Below are 24,033 nucleotides of genomic sequence, written 5' to 3' on the forward strand. Positions count from 1 at the left end.
TCCCTGCCTCACGGCTGTCGCTGGTTGGCACGCGCTAGGGCGTGCCAACCAGCACGGCTGAGTGACTTGGGCAACAAGTGAGCCCCCGCAACCATCGGGTTGCGGGGGCTCACTGCGTATGCGTAGTCCGCGAATCAGGCCTCGGCCTCTGCGACGGACTCGGGAGCGTCCTCGGCAGGGGCGGCCTCGTCCTTGGCCTTGTCCAGCCCGAGATCGACCGGAGACGAGCTGTTCTCCCACGGCTCCTCCCACGGGTCGTAATCCGGGTTCTGCTGCTTGTAGATGTACAGACCCACCAGGCCGGCGAGCAGTGCACCGAACAGCAATGCGAAGAATTTCCAACCGTTGGACGACTTGTTCTCCATGACGGCTCCTTTCCCATTCTCGTCGACCTGTCCGTTCAAGCCGACCCTGCCTTACATCATAGGCGTGGTTATGTGTGGATTGGGTGGAACGACACCGGTATTCTCCGTGGCTGTGAACGTTCCCGTCCGGCCGCTACGATGGCATCATGCATATGCGATTCCCGACGAAACGGCAGATCCAGTACGAATGGCGCAACGGTGGGCCCGTCATCGTCTGGTCCATCATCATCCTGTGCGTGGCCGTGTGGGTGGTGGAGATGCTGCTTTCGCTCGTCGCGCCGCGTGCGTTCAGCGCGTTCGTCGGCTCCGGCATGGTCATGCCGCTCACGATGCTCGTCAAGCCGTGGACCATCCTCACCTCGATGTTCCTGCACGCGCCGAACTTCATGCATATCCTGTTCAACATGCTCGCGCTCTGGTCCGTCGGCCCGATGCTCGAACGTCTGATGGGCCACTGGCGCTTCCTCGCCCTCTACCTGATCTCCGGATTCGGTGGCGCCGTCGGCATGCTCGTCTGGTCGCGGCTGACGGGCGACTGGATGACCGCGGCATACGGCGCGTCCGGCGCATTGTTCGGTCTGTTCGCCGCGGTGCTCGTCGTGTACCGACGCGTCGGTGAAGACATCCGTTCGATGATGATCTGGATGGCGATCAACTTCCTGCTGCCGTTCGTGGTCGGCGGCATCGCATGGCAGGCGCATGTCGGGGGATTCGTGGTCGGCGGCGTGCTCACGTGGCTGCTTATCGCGGGCGTGCCTCAGTTGCGCGGACGCTCCTTCACCGTGCGCATGTGGATCTACGGTTCCGTGGTGGTCGTCGCGCTCGTCGCCGTCATGCTCCTGTGCGCGCCGCGTCTGGCGTGAACGTCGCGGACCGCATAGGCGTGGTCCGTCGCGTGCCGATTGTGTCGTTGCGTGCCGCAGTGTTGGGACGCGCGTGGGCATGCTCTCCGTCCTCGCTATCGCGCGCGGGCCATCCACAACATGCAGATCAAGGACACGCGACCTCATCTCCTGCGAATACATCACGGACGCCAATCCGGACGCCAAGGCGTCCAGTTTTTTATCCGGCCTCCATAGGTTGAATCACATCAGTGTAGTTTTCCACAAATGTGGAAAACCGTGTGGATAACTTGGGGATAAGTGGGGGATAACCGGTGGACAACAGTGGATATGTACAGTGGATAACTGCTGGAATCGTTGCAATTTCAACGATGACGACGTGTGCATAAGATGTGCGCCGAGTTATCCACAACGTCGCTATCTACCGTGGACTACGCTGCGTGGTGCATATCGTGGTGCCTGACGGTGGATAACCTGTGGACTTCGGTGGATAAGCGGTGGATAAGGTGTGCACAACTGTGGATAACTTGTGGATAACTATGTGGGAAGAGTTCGTTATCCCAGTATTTTCAACGCATCCGCCCTTGTGGATAACTGTGGATAACATTCCCCGCCAGTTATCCACATATGCCCGCATTCTCCCAGGCCTTCTCCCATGGTGCGGTAAACCACTTTGGCGTTAGAGGGCGAAAACGTTGCAATTCCGGGGTTGTGGAGGAATTGTGTTACCGCACCATGGGTGTGGGGTGTGAGGGGAGTGGGGGTGTTCGCTGCGAATTCACCTGTGATTTGCGGAAGTCACATCAGTTCGCAACACGGTGGCGATATACCTGAAGCGATATCGATGAAGCTAGGAAAAGGAATGATGATGAACACGAACACCATGTACCAGGACGCGCACCATACCGACAACGCCTCCACTGACCGCCAGTACGACTCTTACCTGTACGCCGAATACGGCATCGAGTGGTGATATGCCCGCGCGCCGCGTCAGAGTTCGATTCCGGCTCGGTGCCAACAGCACGGAGAAGTGCGAACGCAGTCTGGTTCCTTGTTTTTCCCTGTAAAGGGAACGGATCATCTGCGACGGAATGGCCATTCGCGAAGATGCGTTGACGGCTTGCGACGGTACGGCCGGTCTGCGATGGAGTAGCCGGTTTGCGAAGGGATGACTCTCTGTCGATGACTTGCCCTTGACTGCGTTTGGTGGCCTTCGCCGGAAGTTTGTCTACCGATGCATCGTTTGGTTTCCAGTGTGAGTTCCACTGCTGAGTATTTGGTGGCGTGGAACCAGCGGTTATTGTCGATAGAGGCCGGTGGCCGTTTGGTTGGGGCGCGTGTTTGACGTGGTGTCCTGGGCATGGGCGCCAGTTCTCCCTCAACTGGTGAAGTCTGACTTTTTGAGTTGAGGGAGGAATCGTTGTTGACCTGCTTTATGCGGCATTATGCGGGAATGGCTATTTTCCAACGATTTCGGCATGGCGGGATTCTGCCCTCAGTGTCTATTCGCGTGATTGTGCGGTTGAGGGACGGCCATTTTCCTCCTCACCCATGAATTCGCCCGGATATGGGTTGGGTGACGGCCATATATACGACGGTCGTGCCCATTGGGCACGACCAGTTCGTGATTATGTCGCACGGCCATATTGCGCGTCTCTGCTGCAAGGCCATATTGCATAGTCACTGTGCCCTGACAGCTGCAAGGCCACTATGCGCGGCGCCTATGCAAGGCCACGGTAACATAATCGTCGTCGCACGGCCGCATCGCACAACATAGCCTCACCACACAACACGGCCGTGCAACCACCCGGCACAACCACCCGATCAGGCGAGAGGCCTCAGCGCCATTTCAGCGCCACCGCACCATCATGCGGCTTCAGCGCCACCACATCGTCATCAGGAAGCCGATCATGATGATCACGAAACCGATGAGCAGGTTCCAAGCGCCGATGTTCGGAATCGGATAGTTGCTGGTCAGGTAGTAGCAGACCACCCACACGAGACCGATGACCATAAGGACGCAGAACAGCGGCACGAACCAACGCGGGTTGGACTTGGTGCCCTTGATCGTCTCTTCGACGCGCTTGGTGTTCTCCTCCTGGCGCGCCATCATGCGGCGCATCTGCGGCGTCATCGAGGACTTGTCCACTGTGGCGTTCAGGACAGCCTCGACCTGATCCATGTCCACGGCGAAGCCGTCATCCTTCGCATCCTTCGTCTCGGAGGAGGCATCAGTCGCGTCCGTCGCGGCCTGCCAGTCCTTCTGATCCTTCTCGTTGAGCTCTTCGTCAGCCATCAGCGTAGTCTCCATTTCAATAGGCTAGAAGTCATAATAGTGGTTACACTCGAAACCGACGAATAATGCCCGCCATGATGTTCGCAACTGGGCGGAGTCGTGGATGGTGCATGGTTTCCGAGTCGTGAGGTGTAAGGCGCAAGCGAGTCGTCCGTACGGCCTCGGGAACGCGAAGGAAAGGCGACGGTATGGCCAGACATGGCGGCAAGCATATCGCGAAACGCTCCCTGTGGGGGAGCGTCGCCGTGGTCGTCGTCGTGGCACTCACCGGCTACCTGTTCACCGCGAATCTGCGGGCGAACCGCACCGCCACCGTCAATTCGGACACGGCCGAGCTGATCGAGCAGCGTGTCGCCGAGGTCAACGATCTTTCCGCCGATGTGAAGAAGCTCAGCTCCGACATCAGCACGCTGACCGAACTGACGGCGAAGAACAGCGACACCCCCGCCACCAGTGAGGATTCCGGCACCGGCACGACGCTGCCGAAGGTGGAGGGCCCCGGCATCAGTGTCACGCTCGACGATTCGCCGATGTGGGAGCAGGCGGTGGACTCGTCCGGTTCCAGCGAGGACATCGACAAATACGTGATCCACCAGCAGGATCTCGAGGCGGTGATCAACGCGCTGTGGGCGGGCGGCGCCGATTCGATGCAGTTCATGGACCAGCGCATGCTGTTCAACTCTGCGATCATCTGCTCCGGCAACGTCGTTTCGCTGCACGGCAAGAAGTATTCGCCGCCGTTCACGATCTCCGCCATCGGCGATCCGGACGAGCTCGAGAAGGCGCTCGACGATTCGCGCGCCATCGGCATCTACAAACAGTATGTGAGCGCGTTCGGTCTGGGGTGGAAGGTGGAGCGCAAGAAGACGCTCACCTTCGACGAGACGCCGTCGCTGCTTCAGCCGCTCAAGTACGCCGCAGTGGTCAAAGGTACGTCCGGTACGTCCAGCACGTCCAACGGAAGCGGCGGCACGTCCGGCACGAACGATACGAACGACACGAACGATACAAACGGCAGCGCATCCACCACGGATGATGCGGATGCCGCAGCCACGGGTCAATCCGCGACGGAAGGGGAATAAACGATGAAGCACAGCGCACGTCACGGATCGCGCAGCACACCGAACGCACCGGGCACACCGAGCGGCGTACCGAACGTACCGATGCCGCCGCAGTATGCCGGCGGGCCGGATCTCGCCGATTACAGCGACCCCGACGACGACGACTTCAGCCGCGCCAATCGCGCGTACACCCGCCGCGCCTCCAACCCGCGCGGCCGCGCCAACCCCAACTCCAACCCCAACACCGCCCGCCGCAACGGCCCCGTATGGCAGGCCATCGGCGTCTTCGCGGAGATCCTCATCACCCTCGCCGCGATCTGCGCGCTCTACATCGTCTGGCAGATGTGGTGGACCGGCGTCGAGGCGGAACGCACGCAGGTCGAGACCCGCCAGCAGGTCTCCTGGTCCGACCCGTCCGCCGGCGGCGGCGAGACGACGATCGCGAAGGCGCAGCAGGGCGACGCTCCCGTGCAGCCGGAGAAGGCGAGCTACGGCGACCTCATCGCCCAGCTGTACATTCCACGCTTCGGCGAGGGATGGCAGCGCAACGTCGTCGAAGGCACGGACGCCGCCCAGCTGGCCCGCCACGGCCTTGGCCACTATGAGAACACGCAGCTGCCCGGGCAGGTCGGCAACTTCGCCATCGCCGGCCACCGCAACGGCTACGGCGAGCCGCTCGGCGACGTCGACAAGCTCAAGGAAGGCGACCCGATCATCGTGCGCACGCAGGACTACTGGTACGTGTACACGTACACGAAGTACAAGATCGTGCTGCCGGAAGACGTCTACGTGATCGCGCCCGACCCGTTCAACAGCGGCCAGCAGGCCACCAAACGCATGATCACCCTCACCACGTGCGAGCCGAAATACTCCACTCCGACGCATCGTTGGATCGTGTGGGGCGAACTCAAGTACTGGGCGAAGGTGTCCGATGGAATCCCGCAGGAACTCGCCACCACCGACGCCGCCGGCAAGGTGAAGTTCGCCAGCAACAGCACCACCGCCATGTCGCTGCCCGCGCGCATGGGCTCGATGAAGCCGGTCGTGGCGGTCTCGCTCGTCGCATGGCTCGTCCTGTTCATCGCCGCTGCCGTCGCGTGGCGTTGGCCGGTGCTCGCGGCCATCCGCGAGGGCCGTCGCCGCCGCCCCGACGCGAGCATCTACGGCGGTCTGCTGCGCCTGCAGCCCGGCGTGCTGCCGGTGCGTCTGGTGCTGCTCGCGCTGCTGCTCGTGGCCGCGTCCGCGAGCCTGTTCGAATGGGTGTTCCCGTGGGCGGCCACGACGATCCCGTTCCTCCAGCAGATGAGCAACTTCGCGGTCTCCTGACCGCGTCGCGTGCGTCGCGTCGCGCGCGGCTCGCGTTGCGCCGCGCGCACGCCGTCCGTCCGCGGCGCGGGCCTGCGGCCGCCGCGCGCGACCGGTCGCGAGTAGACTTGCGGACAGTACGCCCGTATGCCCGTAAGGAGCCCATTGTGACCGATTCAGCCCGCATCCTCGTGATCGACAACTATGATTCGTTCGTCTACACGATCGTCGGCTATCTCAAAACGCTCGGCGCCACTGTGGACGTGGTGCGCAACGACGCGATCGACCCGTCCGACGAGCATGTGACCGACGGCTATGACGGCGTGCTCATCAGTCCCGGCCCGGGCGCCCCCGCCGATTCCGGCGCCAGCGAAGGCATGATCCGTCTGTGCGCGAAGCAGCACAAGCCGATGTTCGGCGTGTGCCTGGGACTGCAGGCGCTCGCCGAGGTCTACGGTTGCACGGTCGACCATGCGCCGACGATCATGCACGGCAAGACGAGCCTCGTCGAGCACATCGACGATGAGATCTTCGCGGGCGTCGCGAACCCGATGACCGCCACCCGCTATCATTCGCTCGCCGTCGAACCGGATTCCATTCCGGATACGCTCGAGCTGACCGCATGGACGCAGGAGGACCACATCGTGCAGGGGCTGCGCGTCAAGGGCGAGCCGATGTACGCGGTGCAGTTCCACCCCGAATCGGTGATGACGCAGGATGGCTACCTGTTGCTCGCCAACTGGCTGGCCGTCTGCGGCCAGACCAACGCCGTGGCCAAGGCCCAGGGCCTTCAGCCCAAAGTCGTGAAGTGACGGGGCTGCCGTGCGGCGCCACAGGTGCCTCGCGACAGGTCGGAAATCATTGTGTGGAGCGCCCTCGCTCCACACAAGGGTCGTATTGTGGCGTGTGGAGCAGCCGTGCGCCACACGAGGCTTGAACGGGGTTCGCTGAGGATTGTGTGGAGCATTATTGCTCCACACAACGCGTAATGAAGGAGAAGAGCGAAAGTGTGGAGAGTGGGCTCTCCACACATGGCGTATATGGGGATTCTGGCACGAGTGTGGAGCGTTATCGCTCCACATAGGCTGCGAATACCGGCTTGGGCTCAGTGTGTGGAGCGCACCTGCTCCACACAAGAATCCTGAAGCCCCGGTGTGGAGCGTTATCGCTCCACACCGAGCACGAAGCCCCTGTGTGGAGCGGGCGCGCGCGCCTACTGCGCGTTACCTCCGCTGGTGTTACCTGAGCTGTTGGAGCCGCCGGAACCGGTCGTCCCGGAATCATCCGAATCCTCGTTGGTTGAGGACCCCTGCGTGGTGAGCGTGATCGTCGCGCCCTTCTCGGCCTGACCGGCCGGCGGGTTCTGCGCGGTGACCTTATCGGTCGACCCGGTCGATCCGGACTGCGTCACGGTGAATCCGAGCGCCTCCAGCTGGGCCTTCGCGGACGCGAACGTCTGACCGACCACGTTCGGCACGGTCGTCTGCTCCTTGCCCTTCGACACGACGATCGTCACGGCGGAGCGCTGCGCGACGGACGTGCCGGAACCGGGGTTCACGCTCATCACCGTGCCGGCGGCGATCGTGTCCGAATACTCTTCGGTGATCGTCACCGTGAATCCGAGCGACTGCAGCGAGGCCGTCGCCGCGTCCTTGTTCTGCCCGACGATGCCGTCCGGCACCGTCGTCATACCGGAGGAGACCCACAGCTGGATCGATGTGCCCTTCGGCTGCGAGGTGCCTGCGGCCGGGTCGGTGCGCGTCACGGCGCCCTGTTCGATGTCGGCGCTGTCTTCCGTCTGCACGCTGGACATCACCTTGAACCCGGCCTGCTTCAGCTCGGCGGTGGCCTCCGACCGCGACATGCCCTTCACGTCGGGCACGGTCGTGTTCTGCGGGCCGGCGGAGAACCACACCTTCACGGTGGCGCCCTTGCGCGCCTTGTCGCCGCCCTTCGGGCTCTGCTTCGTGAACGTGCCCTCCGGTTCGGTCGAATCGGTGTCGACCATCGCCTGGAACTGGAAGCCCGCCGCCTCGATTGTCGACTTGGCGCGGTCCTTGGTCATCGCGGAGGTGATCGTCGGCACGGTGGCGGTCTGCGAGACCGTCTTCTCGCCGCCCATCGCGAAGAACACGGCGATGAGGATCGCGACGACCACGAGGCCGCCGAACACCGAGCCGAGGATGATGCGCTTCTTGCGCTTCGCCTTCAGCGCGGCCTCACGCTGCGCGGCGCGCGAACGGGCCGCCGCGGCCGTCGACTGCCCGGCGCCGACGCCCGCCGGCGCCACCTGCTCGAACTGGCCGGTCACCGGGTTGAACGCCTGCGTGGAGTTCTTGTCGTTCGGGTTGAGCGGCACGGTGGCGGCGTCCTGTTCGGCCTGCTTGCGCGCCTTCATGTTCGCGAGATCGGTGAGCGGGTTGAACGCCGCCGCGACCGGCACGCCGCCGTTCATGTAGGTCAGGATGTCGTTCTTGAAGTCGGCGGCCGTGGCGTAGCGGTTCTGACGATCCTTCGCCATCGCCTTCGCGCAGATCGAATCCCACATCTTCGGCAGTCCCGGCACGACCGCGGAAGGCGGCGTCGCGACTTCGGAGACGTGCTGGTAGGCGATCGCCACCGCCGAATCGCCGGTGAACGGCGGACGCCCGGTGAGCATCTCGTAGAGCACGCAGCCGGCCGAATACAGGTCGGAGCGCATATCGACGGTCTCGCCGCGCGCCTGCTCCGGGGAGAGATACTGCGCGGTGCCGACCACGCCCTGCGACTGCGTCATCGTGGCGGCGGAATCGTCGAGCGCGCGGGCGATGCCGAAGTCCATGACCTTGACCATGCCCTGCTCGGAGATCATGATGTTGCCGGGCTTGATGTCGCGGTGGATGACGCCCATGCGGTGCGAGTATTCGAGCGCGTTGAGCACGCCGAGCATCACCTGTTCGGCGTCGCGCTGCGAGAGCGCGCCGTTCACGCGGATGATGTCGCGCAGGGTCTGTCCCTTCACGTACTCCATCACGAGGTACGGCAGGAGTTCGGCCTGCCCGTTCTCGCCGACGACGGTCTCTTCGCCCGAATCATAGATGTTGACGATGTTCGGGTTGTTCATCTGCGCGACCGAGTGCGCCTCACGGCGGAACCGCTTGAGGAAGATCTCGTCATTGGCGAGGTCGGCGCGCATGATCTTGATGGCGACGGTGCGTCCGAGACGCGTATCCGTGGCCACGTGCACCTCGGCCATTCCTCCGCGGCCGATCAGCTGCCCCAGCTGATAGCGGCCTTGGGCCAGAGAAGAGGGCATGTTGCTCATTGCTGCTCCTTCCAAAACGTCTGCTGGTTCGCGCGGCCGTCCGCGGGGCCGCCGTCGCGCCTGTCAGGCGATGAGACGAGGGGGATGTGCGGGGTGCTGGAGATCCTGCGCGGCAGGCGGCGCCCCGTGATGATGGTGGCATCGTTCAGTTCGGTCTGCTGGTCGAGCAGGCGGCGTTCGATGCGCGCGAGCGTGCGCGAGACGACGAGCGCGTCCTTCGGGCGGTCGAGCGGATCCTTCGCCAGCATCGACATGACGAATTCGCGCAGCTGCACGTCGATGTCGTTCGGCAGCGGCGGCACCGGATCGTTCACGTGCGCGGCGGCGATGTCGACGGGCGTGGCGCCCGTGAACGGACGATGCCCGCACAGGCCCTCGTACGCGACGACGCCCAGCGAGTAGATGTCCGACTGCGGCGTGGCCTGCTGGCCCTGCGCCTGCTCGGGGGAGATGTACTGGGCGGTGCCCACGACCATGCCGTCCTGCGTGATCTGCTCCTGATTCGTGGAGTAGGAGACGCCGAAATCGGTGATCTTCACTTCGCCGTTGTCCGAAACCATGATGTTCGCGGGCTTCACGTCGCGGTGGATCACGCCGTGGCTGTGCGCGACGAACAGGCCGCGCGCGGTCTGGATGAGGATCGGCAGCAGTTCCAGCGGGTCCATCGCGCCCTTCTCGTGGAACAGGTCCGCGAGGGACTTCGACGGCACGTACTCCATGATGAGGAAGCCGATGCCGTCATGCTCGTAGTATTCGAACAACGCGGCGATGTTCGGGTGCGCGAGGTTCGCGGAATTGTGCGCTTCGGCACGCAGACGGCGCAGCTTCGCCTCCGCGTTGGTCAGGTCGGAGCGCAGCGCCTTGATGGCGACCGGCCGGCCGAGCTGGATGTCCCAGCCTTTCCAGACCTCGCCCATGCCGCCCTTCGCGATGCGCGAGTCGAGGCGGTATCGGCGATGGATCAGCTGTCCTTCGATCAGTTTCATTGCTTGAGCGCCTCCTCGAGTACGGAACGGAAAATCGGGCCTGCTGCTTCGACGCCGTAGCCGTAGGTATTGGTCACGACCACCGCCACGGCGATCTTCGGGTCGTCGGCGGGGGCGAAGCCCATCACCCATCCGTCGATGCCGGTGTTGCCGACGCCGGTCTGTGCGGTGCCGGTCTTCGCTGCGACGCTCACGCCTGCGGGGGCGAGCGAGGGCGAATCCTTGGTGACGACCGCCTGCATCATCTGCGTGAGCTTGTTCGCCGTGTCCGCGCTGAACGGTTCGGACATCGTCGAGGCCTTCGTCTCGGACAGCACGGACAGGTCGCTGGCGCGCACGCGGTCGACGAGCGTGGGGCGCATCAGCGTGCCGTCGTTTGCGATGGCGGCGGCGATCAGCGCGTTCTGCAACGGCGTCTCGACCATGTCGCCCTGTCCGATCGAGGCGAGCGCGAGCTTGTCGTCGGTCATCGACGTCGGATATTTCGACGCCACGGCCCTGATCGGCAAACCGGTCGAATCGGTGCCGTCCACGACGATCGAACTGCCGAAGCCGAGTTTCGTGGCGATGTCGGAGATCTTGTCCTGCCCGAGCGCGACGCCCAACTGTGCGAATGCGGTGTTCGACGAGTAGGCGAGTGCGTCCTCCAGGGAGATCGTGTTGTTGGCGCCGTTGGCGCGCGCGTCCACGTTGGTGAGGTCCGTGACCGTGCCGGGCAGCGTGTAGCTGGCGCCGGCGGGAATCTGCGTGTCCGTCTGGTACTGGCCGGTTTCGAGCGCCGCCGCGGCGACGACCGTCTTGAACGTCGATCCGGGCGGGAACAGCTGGCTCGTCGCGTTGTTGAGCATCGGGTTGGCCGGGTCCTGCGTGAGGTTCGCGTAGTTCTCCGTCAGCGCGTTGCCGTCGTGCGTGGCGAGCACGTTCGGATCGTAGCTGGGCGTCGACACCATCGCGAGGATGCGCCCGGTCTTCGGTTCGATCGCGACGACCGCGCCGGACTGGTTGCCGAGCGCGTTGTACGCGACCTGCTGCAGCGAGGTGCTGATGGACGTCTCGATGTTCGCGCCCTTGTTGTCGCTGCCGGTGAGCGTCGACTTGATGCGCTGCCAGAACAGGCTGTCCGATTCGCCGGAGAGCAGCGAGTTGCGTGACGCCTCGACGCCGCGGTCGGCGCGCTGGCTGATCGAGAAGAAACCGGTCACGGGCGCGTACAGCGGGCCGTTCGAGTACGAGCGCTGGTATTTGAACGCGTCGTTCGACGGGTCGGATTTGGCGAGCACCGTGCCGTCCGCCGCGAGGATCGAGCCGCGCGGCGCGCCGAACTCGTGGTAGAGGGCGCGCGTGTTGCGCGTGTCCGCGTTGAGCGAGGTCGCGCGGATTGCGGTGATGATCGTCGTGGACAGGCCGAGGATCGTGAACAGCACGATCACGGCGGTGAAGAGCTGTCGGAGGGTCTTGTTCACCTGGCGCCTCCTCTGCTGGAACGTGCGTGCGCGGCGTGACGCCCGCCGCCGGCGCGCCGCGCGTCGTCCGCGGACGCCGCACGCGGGTCGAGCGACGTCCGCACGGGCGCGATCGGCGCGATCGGGGTGTCGCCCGCGGTGTCGCGCGTGTCGTCGTCGTTGGAGCGCAGGTCGCGCGCCGCGGCGAGTTCCGCCTCGCGCTCCTTGAGCTCGTGGTCGCGCAGGACTGCCATCGCCTCGTACTGGAACGTTTCGGAATCGGTGTCCGGCGCGGGCTTGTTCGCCGCGTTGGAGATGACGATGAGCAGCGTCGCGAGAATGTAGTTCGCGATGAGCGACGAGCCGCCGGCCGCCATATACGGCAGGGTCAGACCGGTCAGCGGAATCACCAGCGTGATGCCGCCGACGACGGTGAACACCTGGAACGCCATCGTGAACACGAGACCGGAGGCGAGGAGCTTGCCGAAACCGTCCTTGATCTTCATCGCGGTGACGAACCCGGAGGCGATGATGATGACGTACAGCACGAGCACGCCCATGCAGCCGACGAGACCCAGCTCCTCGCCCACGGAGGCGTAGATGTAGTCGGAGTTCGCGAACGGCGTGATGCTCGGGTGGCCCTGTCCGAGCCCGGTGCCCATCAGCCCGCCTGAGGCGAGGCCGAACAGGCCGGTCACAATCTGGTAGGAGCCGCCGTATTCACGGTTGTAGAGCTCCTGGTCGAACGGGTGCAGCCAGGCGTCCACGCGGGCGCCCACATGGCTGAATATGCTCGCGGCGAGCACCGCTCCCGCGGCGAAGGCGATGAAGCCGATGACGATCCAGCTCAGCCGTCCGGTGGAGACGTACAGCATCGCGACGAACATCGCGAAGAACATCAGCGAGGTGCCGAGGTCGTGCTGCATGATGAGCACGCCCATCGAAGCGACCCACACGATGACGATCGGGCCGAGGTCCTTGATGCGCGGCAGTTGGAGCCCCAGCACCTTCTTGCCGCCCACGGCCAGCTGGTCGCGGTGGTCGAACAGGTATGCGGCGAAAAAGAACGCGAGGAACAGCTTCGCAAACTCGCCCGGCTGAATCTGCCCGACGCCCGGAATCCTGATCCAGATGCGCGCGCCGTTGATCTCCTGGCCGAGCACCGGAAGCATCGGGGAAAGCAGCAGCACGAGGCCGACGACCATGCTCACATACGAGAACCGGCGCAGCACGCGGTAGTCCTTGAGCCCGATGACCAGCGCGGAGCACAGGACGATGGCGATGCACACGAACATGATCTGGCGCAGCGCCACCGACGTCCCGTTCTCATGGTCGATGCGCGCGATCATCACCACGCCGATGCCGGTGAGCAGCAGCACGCACGGCTGCACCACCTGGCTCGCATACGGCAGGAAGCGGAGCACGAGAACCCAGAAGACCAGCGACAATGCGGCCGTGACGCCCAATGCCATCGCGTATTCGCCGGGGAACGAACCGTCGACCCGGTAGAACATCTGGTAGAACGCGATGCCGCAGATCGCGAACGATGCCAGCAGCAGCGCGATCTGACGCAGGCGGAGGACGATCATTGCTGGTCCCCGCCTTCCTTCGGCGTTTCGCTCGACCCGGACGTGCCGGACGTGCCGGACGTCGTGTTCTTCGACGCGTCGTCCGCCTGCGCCTGCTGCATCGACTTCAGCTCGTCACGGATCAGCTTGACGTGGTCCTGCGCCTCGCCGAGGCTGTCGCGCACGATGCCCTGCTGCAGTTCCGTACGCCACGTGGACGGCAGGTCGGCCACCTTGATTGTGGTGCGTTCGACCTCGTGCGACAGTTCGAGCCCCGCAAGATTCGTGGGCACGCCCTGGTAGATCGCGACGACGCCGTCCGCCTCGCCGACGTAGTATTTCGACTGGCTGTACCGGTATGCGCCGAACACGCCTCCCGCGATTGCGGCGAGCAGCGCGACGATCACGACGATCAGCACCACGCGGCGCCTGCGGCGACGGCCGTGCTCGGTCTTGCGCTGTTCGAGCTTCTCCTCGTGGATGGCGCGCTTGACGGCGGGATCGTTCGGATCGGTGGTGACCACGCCGTCGCTTTTCTGCACGACGGGAATCTCGCCCGTGTCCGGGTTCTTGCGTTCGCCCTCCTCCTCGCGCACGATCGACGGCTGTGCGACGCGCGGCGCCGGCCGCGGTTCGGGTTGCGCCTCCTGCGTGAGCGCGGCCGCGCGGCGTGCGGGGGAGCCGTCGTCGCGCAGGGCGGGTGCCGTGGCGACCGGTTCGTTGACGATGTCCGCGAGCGGTTCGAGGCTGGCGCTCGCCGCACCGCCCACGAGCGGCGTCTGGTGCGGCAACGCGAACGCGTGCGCGTCGAGCGCGAGCGTCGCGTCGCCGATGACCGCGGTCACGTTGTCGGTGCTGCCGGCGCGCAACGCCATCGCGACGAGACGCTGCGCGCATTCGGCCGGATCGGACAGTTCCGTCATCGTTTCGGCGATGGTGGAGTCCTCCAGCACGCCGCACAGGCCGTCGGAGCAGAGCATCCAACGGTCCGCCGGGTGCGCTTTGAGGATGGCGATGTCCGGGTGCGGGTCGATGTCGAAATCGCCGAGGACGCGCATGACGACGTTGCGCTGCGGGTGGTTCTTCGCTTCGGACGGGGTGATGCGGCCCGTGTCGATGAGATGCTGGACGTAGCTGTGGTCCTGCGTGGTGCGGCTGAGCACGCCGTCGCGCAGCAGGTAGGCGCGCGAATCGCCGATGTGCGCGAGCACCCACCATCCGTTGACGAGCGCGACGGCGGTGACGGTGGTGCCCATGCCGGCGAGTTTGCGCTCGCGGCGCGCCTTGCCGACGATCGCGTCGTGCGCGGCCATCACGGACGTCTCCAGCATCGAGGAGATGGTCTTGACGTCGTCGGTCACGTCGTCGCGTTCGATGTGCGCGAGCGAACGGATGGCGATGGTGGAGGCGGTGTCGCCGCCCGCGTGGCCGCCCATGCCGTCGCAGATCGCGATGAAATGCTCGCCCGCGAACGAGGAATCCTGGTTGTTCGCGCGCACGGTGCCCACGTCGGAGACGGTGGTCGAGCACAGGAAAAGCTGCTGGTCGTCGGCGGGAGCGTCGCCGTTCGTGTCCGCGGCGACGTTACGCTCGTCGTCGACGATGGCGGCGTCGCCCGTCGCGTCGTGAATGGTGTCGCCGAGCGTGTCGCCGTCGTCATGGTTGACATGCACGGCGGCGGCGGTTTCCAACGGTGCCGTGGGCTGGATGTCCTGCGCGTTGACCGGCAGCGCCTGCGTGGCCTGCTCGTCGCGGGCGTCGCGCCCGGTGGACTGTTGCGGCAGCGGTGTGGTCTGCGACTGGTCGGCGGATGCTGTCATCGATGCATCACCTCAGCTCGAAAGTAGTGGCGCCGATGCGTACGGGCATGCGGGCGGGGAGTACGGTTGGCACGGTCAGACGCTGGTTGTTGACGACGGTTCCGTTGGTGGAGCCGAGATCCTCAATCGCCCACTGGCCCGACTGCTGGTCCATGTAGACGCGCGCGTGATGCGAGGAGACGAATTCGTCGTCGAGCACGACGGTGTTCGACGCGGCGCGTCCCAGTGTGATCGTCTTGCCGGTCAGCGGCACCGAGGAGCCCGCCAACGGGCCGTCGATGATGACCAGCAGCGTGGGCGCGCCGGCACGCTGCCCGGCGTCGCCACGTGGCGTCTGCGCATTGCGCGGCTCCTCCGCCGACCCACCGGCCGAGGCCACGACGGGAGCGTCGCCCGTCACGGCGACGGCCGGCGTGGTCGTTTTGCGCGTGGCGTGACGCTCCTTGCGGCGGCGCGAACGCGAGGGACGCGGACTGAAGGACTCGATGTCCTTATGCAAAGAACGCACGGCGAACCACGCGAACACCCATAGCAGGATCAGGAATCCATACTTCAGTAGTGCGAAAGTCAGTTCGGTCATGCGGTTTCGACCTTAATCCCGTACGGGCGCGGGCCCGTCGTCACTCCTGCTCCTGAGCGGAGGCCCAGTAGAGGATGCGCGTGCGGCCGATGGTGATGGTGTTGCCGTCGAGCAGCGTGGCCGCAGGCACCTGATGGCCTTCGACGTACGTGCCGTTGGTGGAGCCGAGATCGCGCGCGATGACGCCGTTCGGGGTGATGTCGATCTCCAGATGCTTGCGGGAGATGCCCGGGTCGTCGATGACGATGTCGCAGCCGGAGCCGCGCCCGAGGATCGTCTTGTCCTTGGTGAGCAGGTACTGGCTGCCGTTGATCTCCAGCAGCGGGCTGTCCTGGTTCTGGTCGTTCGTGGTGACCGGCACCGCATTGCCCTGCACGGAGGCGGAGGTGAGCTTGAAGCTGCCCTTGCTCAGGTCGAGGTCCTCCTCGAAGATCACGACGACCGGGCCGACGAACGCATAGTGCTGGGTGCGCGCGTAGTTCGTCAGATTGTCGGCCAGTTCGTCGGCGAGGGTCTCGCTGCCCCACTGCTCGATGCGGTCGAAGTCGGGCGTGCTCAGCTTGAAGCGGTATTCGTTCGGGGCGACCGTGCGGTCGCGGCCCACAGGCATGGCCTCGTTGTCGATCTCGCGCTCGAGTGCGCTGGAGAGGTCGACGGGCTGCAGATCCTTGGAGCCGAACTTCGAGAACACTCCGTTCACTGCGCCTTCCACGCTTTTTTCAAAACGGTCGAGAACGCTCATAGTCATCCCTTTCTATCCTTGACCAGTGTACGCAGGGGGCGGAACGCGCCTTAGGCCATGTGTCAATACTTGCAAAAGCAACAAATCACAGCCGTGTCGTCCCCACTCGCCGCTGCGACGCGCCATGGCTGCGCGTGGTACGCCGTCCGTTTCAGGGCCGTTTCCCCACTTGGGCGCATTTCGCTCCGGCACAGTCACGGTTGAATCCGGCAGGGTTACGGTTGAATCCGGGGTTTGCCTCGTTTTTCCGGGACAAGTCATGGAGTGAACCGTGAAAAGGGCGGACTGAACCGTGGCGGGCGCGGACTGAACCGTGACGAAGGTGGAGCGTGTACCGTGGAAACCATGAACGATGCGATCATTGGTTTCCCCCGCGCGAAGGCGCGCACCCTGCGATTCACCTGCGGCGCCCCGCGCTCGGCGAAGGCCATCCGCGACGGCTCCGCGGCGCTGTTCCTGCGTTCCGACGGCCCCGAGGATCTCGTCACCGCCCTGTGGCTCAGCTGGTTCGACGCCGCCGGGGAACATCACGAGACCAAGCTCGCCGACCCGCGCGACCTGCTCGGCGCGGAGGCGGACAGCGAGGACGTGCCGGCCGAAGAGAAGGCCCGCCGCGAACGTGCGCGCGAAGGCGGCGCCGGAATCGTCGGGTATTCGGTGTGCGCCGACGGCGACCGCGTCGTGTTCACCATCAACGGCCGCCTGTTCCTCACCGAAATCACGTGGGATGACGACGAGCCCGGCGTGCAGGGCAACGCGCCCGACGTCGCGACGCGCGAACTGGCCGGCGAGTGGCTGGACGAGGACCCGGACCTGTACACGCCCGTCCTCAACCCGCGCATCAGCCCGGACGGCGACCACGTGCTGTACACCACCGGCGAGCACCTCATGCTCGTCGACATCGGCGACTGGCCGGACGAGTACATCGACGATGACGACTACGACGGTGACGACTACGAGCCGCTCGACGACCGCGTGACCGCCATCTACGGCGTCGCCGTCGAGGACGAGGACGGCGAACCCGCCGAGAACACGTGGCGGATCGGTCTCGCCGAATTCGTCGCCGGCGAGGAGATGGACCGCTACGACGGATTCTGGTGGTCGCCGGACTCCCGCCACGTGCTCTTCGAATCCTTCGACACCGCCGACGAACCGACGTGGTTCCTTTCCGATCCGGCCGACCCGGAGCATCCCGCCGCCGGTCGCCGCTACCCGCGCGCGCTCACCCGCAACGCCGACGTCTACCTGACCGCCATCACGCTCGCGTTCGACGAGGACGACCGCTACATGGGCATCACCGCGAACGCCGACGTCGCATGGGACCGCGAATCATACGAATACGTCGCGGCCGTGAGCTGGACGCGCGGCCACGATCCGCTCGTGCTCGTGCAGAACCGCCGCCAGACCCGCGACCAGGTGCTTGAGGTCGCCGTCGCCGGCACGCCCGACCGGGCGTTCGGCGAGACCCGCGTGCTCGAGGAGCATGCGAACGGCCAGTGGATCGACCTGATCCACGGCACGCCCGCGTTCACGCCCGACGGCCGTCTGGTCTGCGCGTGGAATGACATGGCGGGCGACACGAACCGGCTCACCGTCGACGGGCGCGCGTTCACGCCCGAAGGCTGGAACGTGCGCACCGTGCTCGACGTGACCGACGACGACGTGCTCGCCGTCGTCCAGCGCGAACCCGACCTCGCGCCCGACGGGCCGCTCGGATGGCGCGTCTTCGCGCGTACGGCATACGGCGACGACGCGGCCGACGAGTCGCGCGTCGGCGCACATGACGCCCGCAGCTTCGACGTGGTGAGCTTCGGCTTCGACGGGTCGATCACGCCCGTCACGTCGCGGCCCGGCGTGTGGACCGCGAGCCGGAGCGGCGACGGCATCGTCGTCACCGGACGCAGCATGGCGCGCGCCGGCGTGACGATGACGCACTCCTTCGCCCTGGGCGGCGCGGGCATCGACGCCGTCGCCGGCGACGTGGACGAGGAGGCCGCGCGCGACGACGCCACCGTGGCCGTGGAGAACGATGAGGCGGAGCTCAGCGTGCTCGCCGCGCCCATCGCGAACCATGCCACGGACCCCGGATTCGCGCCGGACGTGACGTTCACGCGGCTCGGTGCGCATCGCCTGTACACGGCGATTGTCGCGCCCTCGGCCGACAGTCCGTACGCGCAAGCCGAGAAGCTTCCGGTGCTGATGAAACCGTACGGCGGCCCCGGATTCCAGCAGGTCGTCGCCGCGCAGTCGTTCTACTGGGACGCGCAATGGTGGGCCGATCAGGGATTCCTCGTCGTCACCGCGGACGGGCGCGGCACCACCGGCCGCGGCCCGCGCTGGGATCGCGAGATCTTCGAGGACATGAAGGATGTGACGCTCGCCGACCAGATCGAGGCCGTGCGCGCCCTGCCCGACGCGGTCGTCGCGATCAACGCGGCGCGTGCGGGTGTCGACGCGGCGCCCATGCCTGCACCGGACCTCGGCAAGGTGTGCATGATCGGATGGTCGTACGGCGGATTCCTCTCCGCGCTCGCCGTGCTCGACGCGCCCGACGTGTTCGCCGCCGCCTGCGCCGGCGCGCCGCCCACCGACTGGACGCTGTACGACACGCACTACACCGAGCGCTACCTCGGCCTCGATCCGGAGGTGTATGAGCGCAATTCGATCGTCGCGGATGCGCCGAAGCTCGACCGGCCGCTCATGCTCATCCACGGATTCGCCGACGACAACGTGACCATCGCGCACAGCCTGCGGCTTTCGCAGGCGCTGATGGCCGCGGGGCGCCCGCACACGTTCCTGCCGCTGACCGGCATCACGCACATGACCAACGACGAGACCGTCGCCGAGAACCTGCTCACCCTCCAACGCGACTTCCTCAAGAGCCATCTGGGGTAGGTCCGCCTCCGTCACGGTTCGGCCCGGGGCGGGTGGTTGCGTAGGATTGGGCGCATGCACGTGAACATGATCGACGAGAGCCGCTACGCCGAAACGATGGAGCGCACCGTCATCCCGGCGCTGGCGGCCTGCCGTGTGGAGGGCTGGTACGACCCGTCGGACGCCGAGCGGTCGGCCGGGCTCGAACCGCTGCCCGGGTGCCTCGACACGGGCGGCCGGTCCGGCCAGCTGCACTACCTGTGCTACGACGCCGCCAAGTTCGACACCGAGCGCGAGGCCGGCGCCAGCGCGGCCTTCCGCGGCGCCATCGTCATCAGCCACGGGTTCACCGAGTTCGCGGAGAAATACGACGAACTCGTCTGGTACTTCCTGCTCGCCGGCTATTCGGTGTGCGTGCTCGACCATCGCGGCCACGGCAAATCCGCGCGCGACGTCGACAACCCCTGCCTCGTGTGGATCGACGATTGGCGGCGCTATGTGGCCGATCTCGCCGGATTCGCCGAGACGATCGGCCAATCGTATGCGGACGGCCGCCCGCTCGACCTGTTCTGCCATTCGATGGGTGGCGGCATCGGCGCGGCCGTGCTCGAACGCTACCCGTCGCTGTTCGACCGCGCCGTATTGTCCGCGCCGATGATCGCGCCGCAGACCGGCATGCCGATGTGGCTCACGCGCGCGCTCGTCGACGTGCTGTGCCTGTGCGGCATGGGACGCCGTCGCGTGTTCGGCCAGAAGGATTTCGATGGCGTGCTCGACCTGGGGCCGTACCAGCTCTCCAGCGAAGCGCGCGAACGCTGGTACCATAAGCTGCGCTGCGAGAACCGCGACTACCAGACGTACTGCGCCTCGTTCGAATGGGTGCGGCAGGCCATGAGGCTGAACCGCGCCGTGCTCGATCCGGCAGCGTGCGCGCAGATCGAGACGCCGATCCTGCTGTTCCAGGCGGGGCATGACATCTGGGTGCGCAACCAGCCGCAGAACGAGTTCGTGCGCCGCGTGCTGGACGGTTCCGGCCAGGCTACGCTGGTGCGCATCGACGAGTCCGAGCATGAGGTCTTCTCGATGCCGAACGCCGTGGCGGGGCCGTATCTGGAGCGGATTCTCGCGTTCTACGGCGACAAGGTGATCGCGGACTGAACGCCGCGGCGGCTGCCGGGCTGCGTGTGCCGTCGCACGCGGGCGAACTACGCCGATTACGTAGTCGAGTGTAGTTTTTTACCTAGAGTTCACCCGCATGTCGCTTGGCGATTCCGGTAGGGAAAGAACGCCGTTCGACAATGGAAGCATGAACACTAGAGTTGGGTTTCGCCGTCGAATCGCCGCCGCGGCCGCGCTGATCTGCGCCGCCGCCATGATGCTCGCCGGGTGCGCGTCAACCTCCGACAATGCGAACGGATCCTCCGGCAACGGCACGTCCTCCACTGCCAATGGCGGCACGACGCAGACGTTCAAGCCCGCATCCGGCTCCAACGGCGACATCCGCATCGCCTCCGGATCGGAGAACAAGGAGGTCGCCACCGCCATCCAGCACGCGGCGGACGCCTCCGGCGTGACCGTGACCGTCGACTACATGGGCTCCCTCGACATCATGAACGTGCTCGAGACCGGCGCCAAGAACTATGACGCCGTCTGGCCCGCCTCCTCGATGTGGATCTCGATGGGCGACACCAAGCATCTCGTCAAGGACGCGCAAAGCACCTCCACCACGCCCATCGTGTTCGGCATCGCCCGGAAGAAGGCCATCCAGCTCGGCTGGGCGGACGAATCCGGCAAGACGACCCCCGTCTCCACCGCCGACGTGCTCGCCAAAGTGCAAAGCGGCGACCTCAAGTTCTCGATGACCTCCGCCACGCAATCCAACTCCGGCGCCTCCGCCTACCTCGCGTTCATGACCGCCCTGCGCGGCGGCACCGGCCCCATCACCGAAGCCGACCTGTCCGACAACGCGCTCACCTCCTCCGTCGCGCAGCTGCTCAAGGGCGTGGACCGCTCCTCCGGCTCCTCCGACTGGCTCAAGGACATGGTCGTGGCCAGCCCCGACCGCTTCGACTCGATGGTCAACTACGAGTCCCTCGTCATCCAGGCGAACAAGTCGCTCGAAAAGAACGGCCACGATCCGCTCCTCGCCGTCTACCCGTCCGACGGCATCGCCGTATCCGACTCGCCGCTCGGCTATGTCGACCGCGGCCAAGGCGCCGATAAGCGCAAGGCGTACGACGCGTTCGCGAAGGCCCTGCGCGCGAAGGACGCGAAGATCGAATTCGAGCGCGCCGGCCGCCGCACCGGCCTCGGCGGCGCCCTCACCTACGCCTCCGACAGCGAGGTCAAGCGGGCGTTCCGCTCCGAATGGGGTATCAACACGGACGCCAGCACGTTGAAGACCATCCCGCTGCCCGCCGCGAAGACCATCACCAAGGCGCTCGACGTGTACCAGACCGCACTGCGCAAGCCCAGCTGGACCGTGTGGGTCGTCGACTACTCCGGTTCGATGAGCGGCGACGGCAAGAACGGCGTCGTCAAGGGACTCAACGCGGCGCTCGACCCGGCCCAGGCCGCCCTGACGCACATCCAGCCCGCCAGCCACGACGTGAACATCCTCATCCCGTTCGAAAGCCTCCCGCACGATCCGGTGCGCGCCGACGGCGCCTCCACCGGCAGCCTGCTCAACACCGCCCAAGTCACCGAAGCGGACGGCGGCACCGACATCTACGCCGGTCTCGAATCCGCGTACAAGGAGCTGCCCGACGCCTCCCAGCGCAACGACTACACCACCGCCATCGTGCTCATGACCGACGGGCGCTCGCAGGTCGACAACCGTGACGCCGCGATCGCCCAGTACGAGGACGAGCAGCTCGACGTGCCGATCTTCTCCATCATGTTCGGCGACGCCGACTCCGCCCAGCTCGACCCGCTCGCGAAGATGTCCAACGCGAAGGTGTTCGACGGACGCACCGGCGACCTCGCCACCGTCTTCCGTACCGTCAAGGGATTCAACTGATGCTTCAGATCATCTGCGGAATCATCGCCGGCGGCGTGCTCGCCGCGCTCGGATTCGCCGTGTCCGGCGGCGGAATCGTCGGACTCGGCGTATCGCTCGCGCTCGCCGCGCTCGGCTACGTGGCCGGCTCGACGCTCACCGAACCGGAGCGCCGCATCGGCCACATGCTCGCCAGCGCGCTGCCCAACGGGCAGAAGGCCGCCGACGCCATCGACGCCGCCAACACGCGCCTCAACGCCATCACCATGCTCTCCCGACAGGTGCAGGACCCGCTGGTACGCAAGGAGGCCGACGACTTCATCGCCGCGACGCGCAGCCTCATCGACTATGTCGCCAAAGACACCTCCGCATACGCGATCCTGCGTCACTACATCACCGTGTACGGCGAACAGACGCAGAAACTGCTGCGCTCGTACGTGGACGTCGAATCGTCCGGCGCGCACGACCAGACCGCCAAGGCGCGCGGCGAGACCATCGAAGCGCTCCAGGTGCTCGAACGGACCGCCGCCGGCGAACTCAGCCGCGCCGTCAGCACGAAGACGCTCGGCATCGCGGCCGACTCCGACGCGATTCAGCGTCTCGCCAGCATGGACGGCTACCAGACCGACGACGCGACGGCGAACGGCACCGCGGCGCGCATCGCGGCGCCGGGAGCCGGAACGGTGGGAACGGGACCGCACACCACGGAAATGGGATTGAAGCAATGAAACTCTCGAAATCGAAAATCATCGGACTGGTGGCGCTGCTCGCCATCGTCGCCATCATCGGCGGCACGCTCGTCTGGCGGCAGGCGCAACCCAAACCCGCCGGGCCCATCGAAACCGTGCAGGTGAACGGCTACCTCGGAGGCGAGAAGATCGGACTGTTCGACGACCCCGACTTCCAGAAGGCCGCCGCCGCGCAAGGGCTCGACGTCGACTACCGCAAAGCCGGCAGCCTCGCGATGATGACCGCCGACACCAAAGGCATGGACTACCTGTTCCCCTCCTCCCGCGCCGCCGTCGAATACGGCGCCGCGCAGGGCGTGAAGGCCACGCAAAGCGACATCGTCTTCAACTCGCCGATCGTGCTGTACACGCACAAGGCCGTCGCCGACGGACTCGTCGCGGGCGGGCTCATGAGCAAGAACGCGGACGGCGTCTACTCGATGGACATGGCCAAGGCCATCGACGCGATGACCAACGACAAAACCTGGGCCGACGTCGGCTACGCGGCCGGCTACGGGCAGTTCCGCATCGACTCCACCGACCCGGTGCAATCCAACTCCGGCAACGAATACGCGGCGCTCATCGCGAACGTGCTCAACGGCGGGCAGCCCGCCACCACCGAATCGCTCGCCCGCGACAAGGAGACCATCAAGTCGATCTTCGCGAAATCCGGATGGATGGAAACCTCCTCCGAAGACGCGTTCAACCAGTTCCTCACGCTCGGCGTCGGATCCAAGCCGATGATGGTCGGCTACGAATCGCAGATCCTCGACCTCGCCGCCAACCAGCCCGACGCGTTCAAACAGATCAAGGACGACGTCGTCATCGTGTACCCGACACCCACCGTGTGGAGCACCCACACGCTGATGGCGCTCGACGAGAACGGCGAAAAACTGCTCGGCGTGCTCAAGTCCCCCGCGATCCAGAAACTCGCATGGGAGCAGCACGGGTTCCGCGCCGCCAACTTCACCGGCACCGACTCCATCAAACGGTTCAAGGTGAACGGCACGCTCGACCAAGTGCCCGCCGTCTCCGAACTGCCCGGCAACAAAGCCATGCAGGAGCTGATCGAAGCGCTCAAAGGAGTGACGCCGCAGCCGCAGTGACGCTGTCCCCGCCCAC

Annotated in this window: 18 protein-coding genes; 9 read left to right on the top strand and 9 right to left on the bottom strand. The window is 65.6% G+C overall.

The window, feature by feature from the left end:
• Window positions 1–134: 134 nt before the first annotated feature.
• Window positions 135–365, bottom strand: coding sequence for a hypothetical protein (locus BFAL_RS01585; RefSeq protein ID WP_055426705.1), 231 nt, complete (start codon window positions 363–365; stop codon window positions 135–137).
• Between the two features lie 152 nt (window positions 366–517).
• Here BFAL_RS01585 and BFAL_RS01590 point away from each other — a divergent pair, with 152 nt between their 5' ends.
• Entirely contained in the window at window positions 518–1,228 is a 711-nt protein-coding gene (locus BFAL_RS01590; RefSeq protein ID WP_370696046.1) for a rhomboid family intramembrane serine protease, read from the top strand.
• A 1,855-nt stretch (window positions 1,229–3,083) separates the two neighbouring features.
• Here BFAL_RS01590 and crgA read toward each other — a convergent pair.
• Entirely contained in the window at window positions 3,084–3,503 is a 420-nt protein-coding gene (gene crgA, locus BFAL_RS01595; RefSeq protein WP_055426707.1) for a cell division protein CrgA, read from the bottom strand.
• 188 nt (window positions 3,504–3,691) lie between these two features.
• Between crgA and BFAL_RS01600 the strand changes: the two genes are divergently transcribed.
• The 3 genes from BFAL_RS01600 (at window position 3,692) to BFAL_RS01610 (ending at window position 6,681) form a co-directional block, all read left to right on the top strand.
• Window positions 3,692–4,585, top strand: a complete 894-nt coding sequence (locus BFAL_RS01600) for a DUF881 domain-containing protein (RefSeq protein WP_082440252.1) — start codon at window positions 3,692–3,694, stop codon at window positions 4,583–4,585.
• Between the two features lie 81 nt (window positions 4,586–4,666).
• Window positions 4,667–5,890, top strand: a complete 1,224-nt coding sequence (locus BFAL_RS01605) for a class E sortase (protein ID WP_082440253.1) — start codon at window positions 4,667–4,669, stop codon at window positions 5,888–5,890.
• A 146-nt stretch (window positions 5,891–6,036) separates the two neighbouring features.
• The gene (locus tag BFAL_RS01610; protein WP_055426708.1) at window positions 6,037–6,681 is read left to right on the top strand and encodes an anthranilate synthase component II; all 645 of its coding nucleotides are present in this window, start codon (window positions 6,037–6,039) and stop codon (window positions 6,679–6,681) included.
• A 401-nt stretch (window positions 6,682–7,082) separates the two neighbouring features.
• Here the strand turns inward: BFAL_RS01610 and pknB are convergent, their stop codons facing one another.
• Genes pknB through BFAL_RS01645 form a run of 7 tightly spaced genes read right to left on the bottom strand, consistent with a single transcriptional unit; the run spans window position 7,083 to window position 16,311 of the window.
• Window positions 7,083–9,173 carry a Stk1 family PASTA domain-containing Ser/Thr kinase gene (gene pknB, locus BFAL_RS01615; protein WP_442319909.1) on the bottom strand — a complete coding sequence of 697 codons (2,091 nt, stop codon included), beginning with the start codon at window positions 9,171–9,173 and terminating at the stop codon, window positions 7,083–7,085.
• A complete protein-coding gene (locus BFAL_RS01620) occupies window positions 9,170–10,159 on the bottom strand; it encodes a serine/threonine-protein kinase (RefSeq protein ID WP_055426709.1) in 990 nt (329 codons plus the stop codon). The genes pknB and BFAL_RS01620 overlap by 4 nt, the downstream gene beginning before the upstream one ends.
• Complete coding sequence (locus BFAL_RS01625; RefSeq protein ID WP_055426710.1) at window positions 10,156–11,622, bottom strand: peptidoglycan D,D-transpeptidase FtsI family protein; 1,467 nt, start codon at window positions 11,620–11,622, stop codon at window positions 10,156–10,158. Before BFAL_RS01625 ends, BFAL_RS01620 begins: the two co-directional genes overlap by 4 nt.
• The gene (locus tag BFAL_RS01630) at window positions 11,619–13,190 is read right to left on the bottom strand and encodes an FtsW/RodA/SpoVE family cell cycle protein (protein ID WP_082440254.1); all 1,572 of its coding nucleotides are present in this window, start codon (window positions 13,188–13,190) and stop codon (window positions 11,619–11,621) included. The genes BFAL_RS01625 and BFAL_RS01630 overlap by 4 nt, the downstream gene beginning before the upstream one ends.
• The gene (locus tag BFAL_RS01635) at window positions 13,187–14,989 is read right to left on the bottom strand and encodes a PP2C family protein-serine/threonine phosphatase (RefSeq protein ID WP_082440255.1); all 1,803 of its coding nucleotides are present in this window, start codon (window positions 14,987–14,989) and stop codon (window positions 13,187–13,189) included. Before BFAL_RS01635 ends, BFAL_RS01630 begins: the two co-directional genes overlap by 4 nt.
• Before the next feature lie 7 nt (window positions 14,990–14,996).
• Window positions 14,997–15,569, bottom strand: coding sequence for an FHA domain-containing protein FhaB/FipA (locus BFAL_RS01640; RefSeq protein WP_055426711.1), 573 nt, complete (start codon window positions 15,567–15,569; stop codon window positions 14,997–14,999).
• 40 nt (window positions 15,570–15,609) lie between these two features.
• Window positions 15,610–16,311: an FHA domain-containing protein gene (locus BFAL_RS01645; protein WP_055426712.1), complete on the bottom strand. Its 702-nt coding sequence runs from the start codon at window positions 16,309–16,311 to the stop codon at window positions 15,610–15,612.
• A 345-nt stretch (window positions 16,312–16,656) separates the two neighbouring features.
• Here BFAL_RS01645 and BFAL_RS01650 point away from each other — a divergent pair, with 345 nt between their 5' ends.
• From BFAL_RS01650 to BFAL_RS10535, 5 genes are all read left to right on the top strand, one after another.
• Window positions 16,657–19,206: a S9 family peptidase gene (locus BFAL_RS01650; protein ID WP_055426713.1), complete on the top strand. Its 2,550-nt coding sequence runs from the start codon at window positions 16,657–16,659 to the stop codon at window positions 19,204–19,206.
• 54 nt (window positions 19,207–19,260) lie between these two features.
• Window positions 19,261–20,343 carry an alpha/beta fold hydrolase gene (locus BFAL_RS01655; RefSeq protein ID WP_055426714.1) on the top strand — a complete coding sequence of 361 codons (1,083 nt, stop codon included), beginning with the start codon at window positions 19,261–19,263 and terminating at the stop codon, window positions 20,341–20,343.
• Between the two features lie 148 nt (window positions 20,344–20,491).
• The gene (locus BFAL_RS01660) at window positions 20,492–22,204 is read left to right on the top strand and encodes a VWA domain-containing protein (RefSeq protein WP_055426715.1); all 1,713 of its coding nucleotides are present in this window, start codon (window positions 20,492–20,494) and stop codon (window positions 22,202–22,204) included.
• Window positions 22,204–22,911, top strand: coding sequence for a hypothetical protein (locus BFAL_RS01665; RefSeq protein ID WP_236691617.1), 708 nt, complete (start codon window positions 22,204–22,206; stop codon window positions 22,909–22,911). Before BFAL_RS01660 ends, BFAL_RS01665 begins: the two co-directional genes overlap by 1 nt.
• Complete coding sequence (locus BFAL_RS10535) at window positions 22,908–24,017, top strand: substrate-binding domain-containing protein (RefSeq protein WP_082440256.1); 1,110 nt, start codon at window positions 22,908–22,910, stop codon at window positions 24,015–24,017. Before BFAL_RS01665 ends, BFAL_RS10535 begins: the two co-directional genes overlap by 4 nt.
• Window positions 24,018–24,033 lie beyond the last annotated feature (16 nt).

The organism is Bifidobacterium aesculapii, from assembly GCF_001417815.1.
Taxonomy (GTDB): domain Bacteria; phylum Actinomycetota; class Actinomycetes; order Actinomycetales; family Bifidobacteriaceae; genus Bifidobacterium; species Bifidobacterium aesculapii.

Bases quoted from the DNA above. Each gene is read 5' to 3' on its own strand.
- BFAL_RS01590 (WP_370696046.1), top strand. From the start codon at position 518: ATGCGATTCCCGACGAAACGGCAGATCCAGTACGAATGGCGCAACGGT.
- BFAL_RS01640 (WP_055426711.1), bottom strand. From the start codon at position 15,569: ATGACCGAACTGACTTTCGCACTACTGAAGTATGGATTCCTGATCCTG.
- BFAL_RS01665 (WP_236691617.1), top strand. From the start codon at position 22,204: ATGCTTCAGATCATCTGCGGAATCATCGCCGGCGGCGTGCTCGCCGCG.
- BFAL_RS01645 (WP_055426712.1), bottom strand. From the start codon at position 16,311: ATGAGCGTTCTCGACCGTTTTGAAAAAAGCGTGGAAGGCGCAGTGAAC.
- BFAL_RS01660 (WP_055426715.1), top strand. From the start codon at position 20,492: ATGAACACTAGAGTTGGGTTTCGCCGTCGAATCGCCGCCGCGGCCGCG.
- BFAL_RS01650 (WP_055426713.1), top strand. From the start codon at position 16,657: ATGAACGATGCGATCATTGGTTTCCCCCGCGCGAAGGCGCGCACCCTG.
- BFAL_RS10535 (WP_082440256.1), top strand. From the start codon at position 22,908: ATGAAACTCTCGAAATCGAAAATCATCGGACTGGTGGCGCTGCTCGCC.
- BFAL_RS01605 (WP_082440253.1), top strand. From the start codon at position 4,667: ATGCCGCCGCAGTATGCCGGCGGGCCGGATCTCGCCGATTACAGCGAC.
- BFAL_RS01635 (WP_082440255.1), bottom strand. From the start codon at position 14,989: ATGACAGCATCCGCCGACCAGTCGCAGACCACACCGCTGCCGCAACAG.
- BFAL_RS01585 (WP_055426705.1), bottom strand. From the start codon at position 365: ATGGAGAACAAGTCGTCCAACGGTTGGAAATTCTTCGCATTGCTGTTC.
- crgA (WP_055426707.1), bottom strand. From the start codon at position 3,503: ATGGCTGACGAAGAGCTCAACGAGAAGGATCAGAAGGACTGGCAGGCC.
- BFAL_RS01655 (WP_055426714.1), top strand. From the start codon at position 19,261: ATGCACGTGAACATGATCGACGAGAGCCGCTACGCCGAAACGATGGAG.
- pknB (WP_442319909.1), bottom strand. From the start codon at position 9,173: ATGAGCAACATGCCCTCTTCTCTGGCCCAAGGCCGCTATCAGCTGGGG.
- BFAL_RS01600 (WP_082440252.1), top strand. From the start codon at position 3,692: ATGGCCAGACATGGCGGCAAGCATATCGCGAAACGCTCCCTGTGGGGG.
- BFAL_RS01620 (WP_055426709.1), bottom strand. From the start codon at position 10,159: ATGAAACTGATCGAAGGACAGCTGATCCATCGCCGATACCGCCTCGAC.
- BFAL_RS01630 (WP_082440254.1), bottom strand. From the start codon at position 13,190: ATGATCGTCCTCCGCCTGCGTCAGATCGCGCTGCTGCTGGCATCGTTC.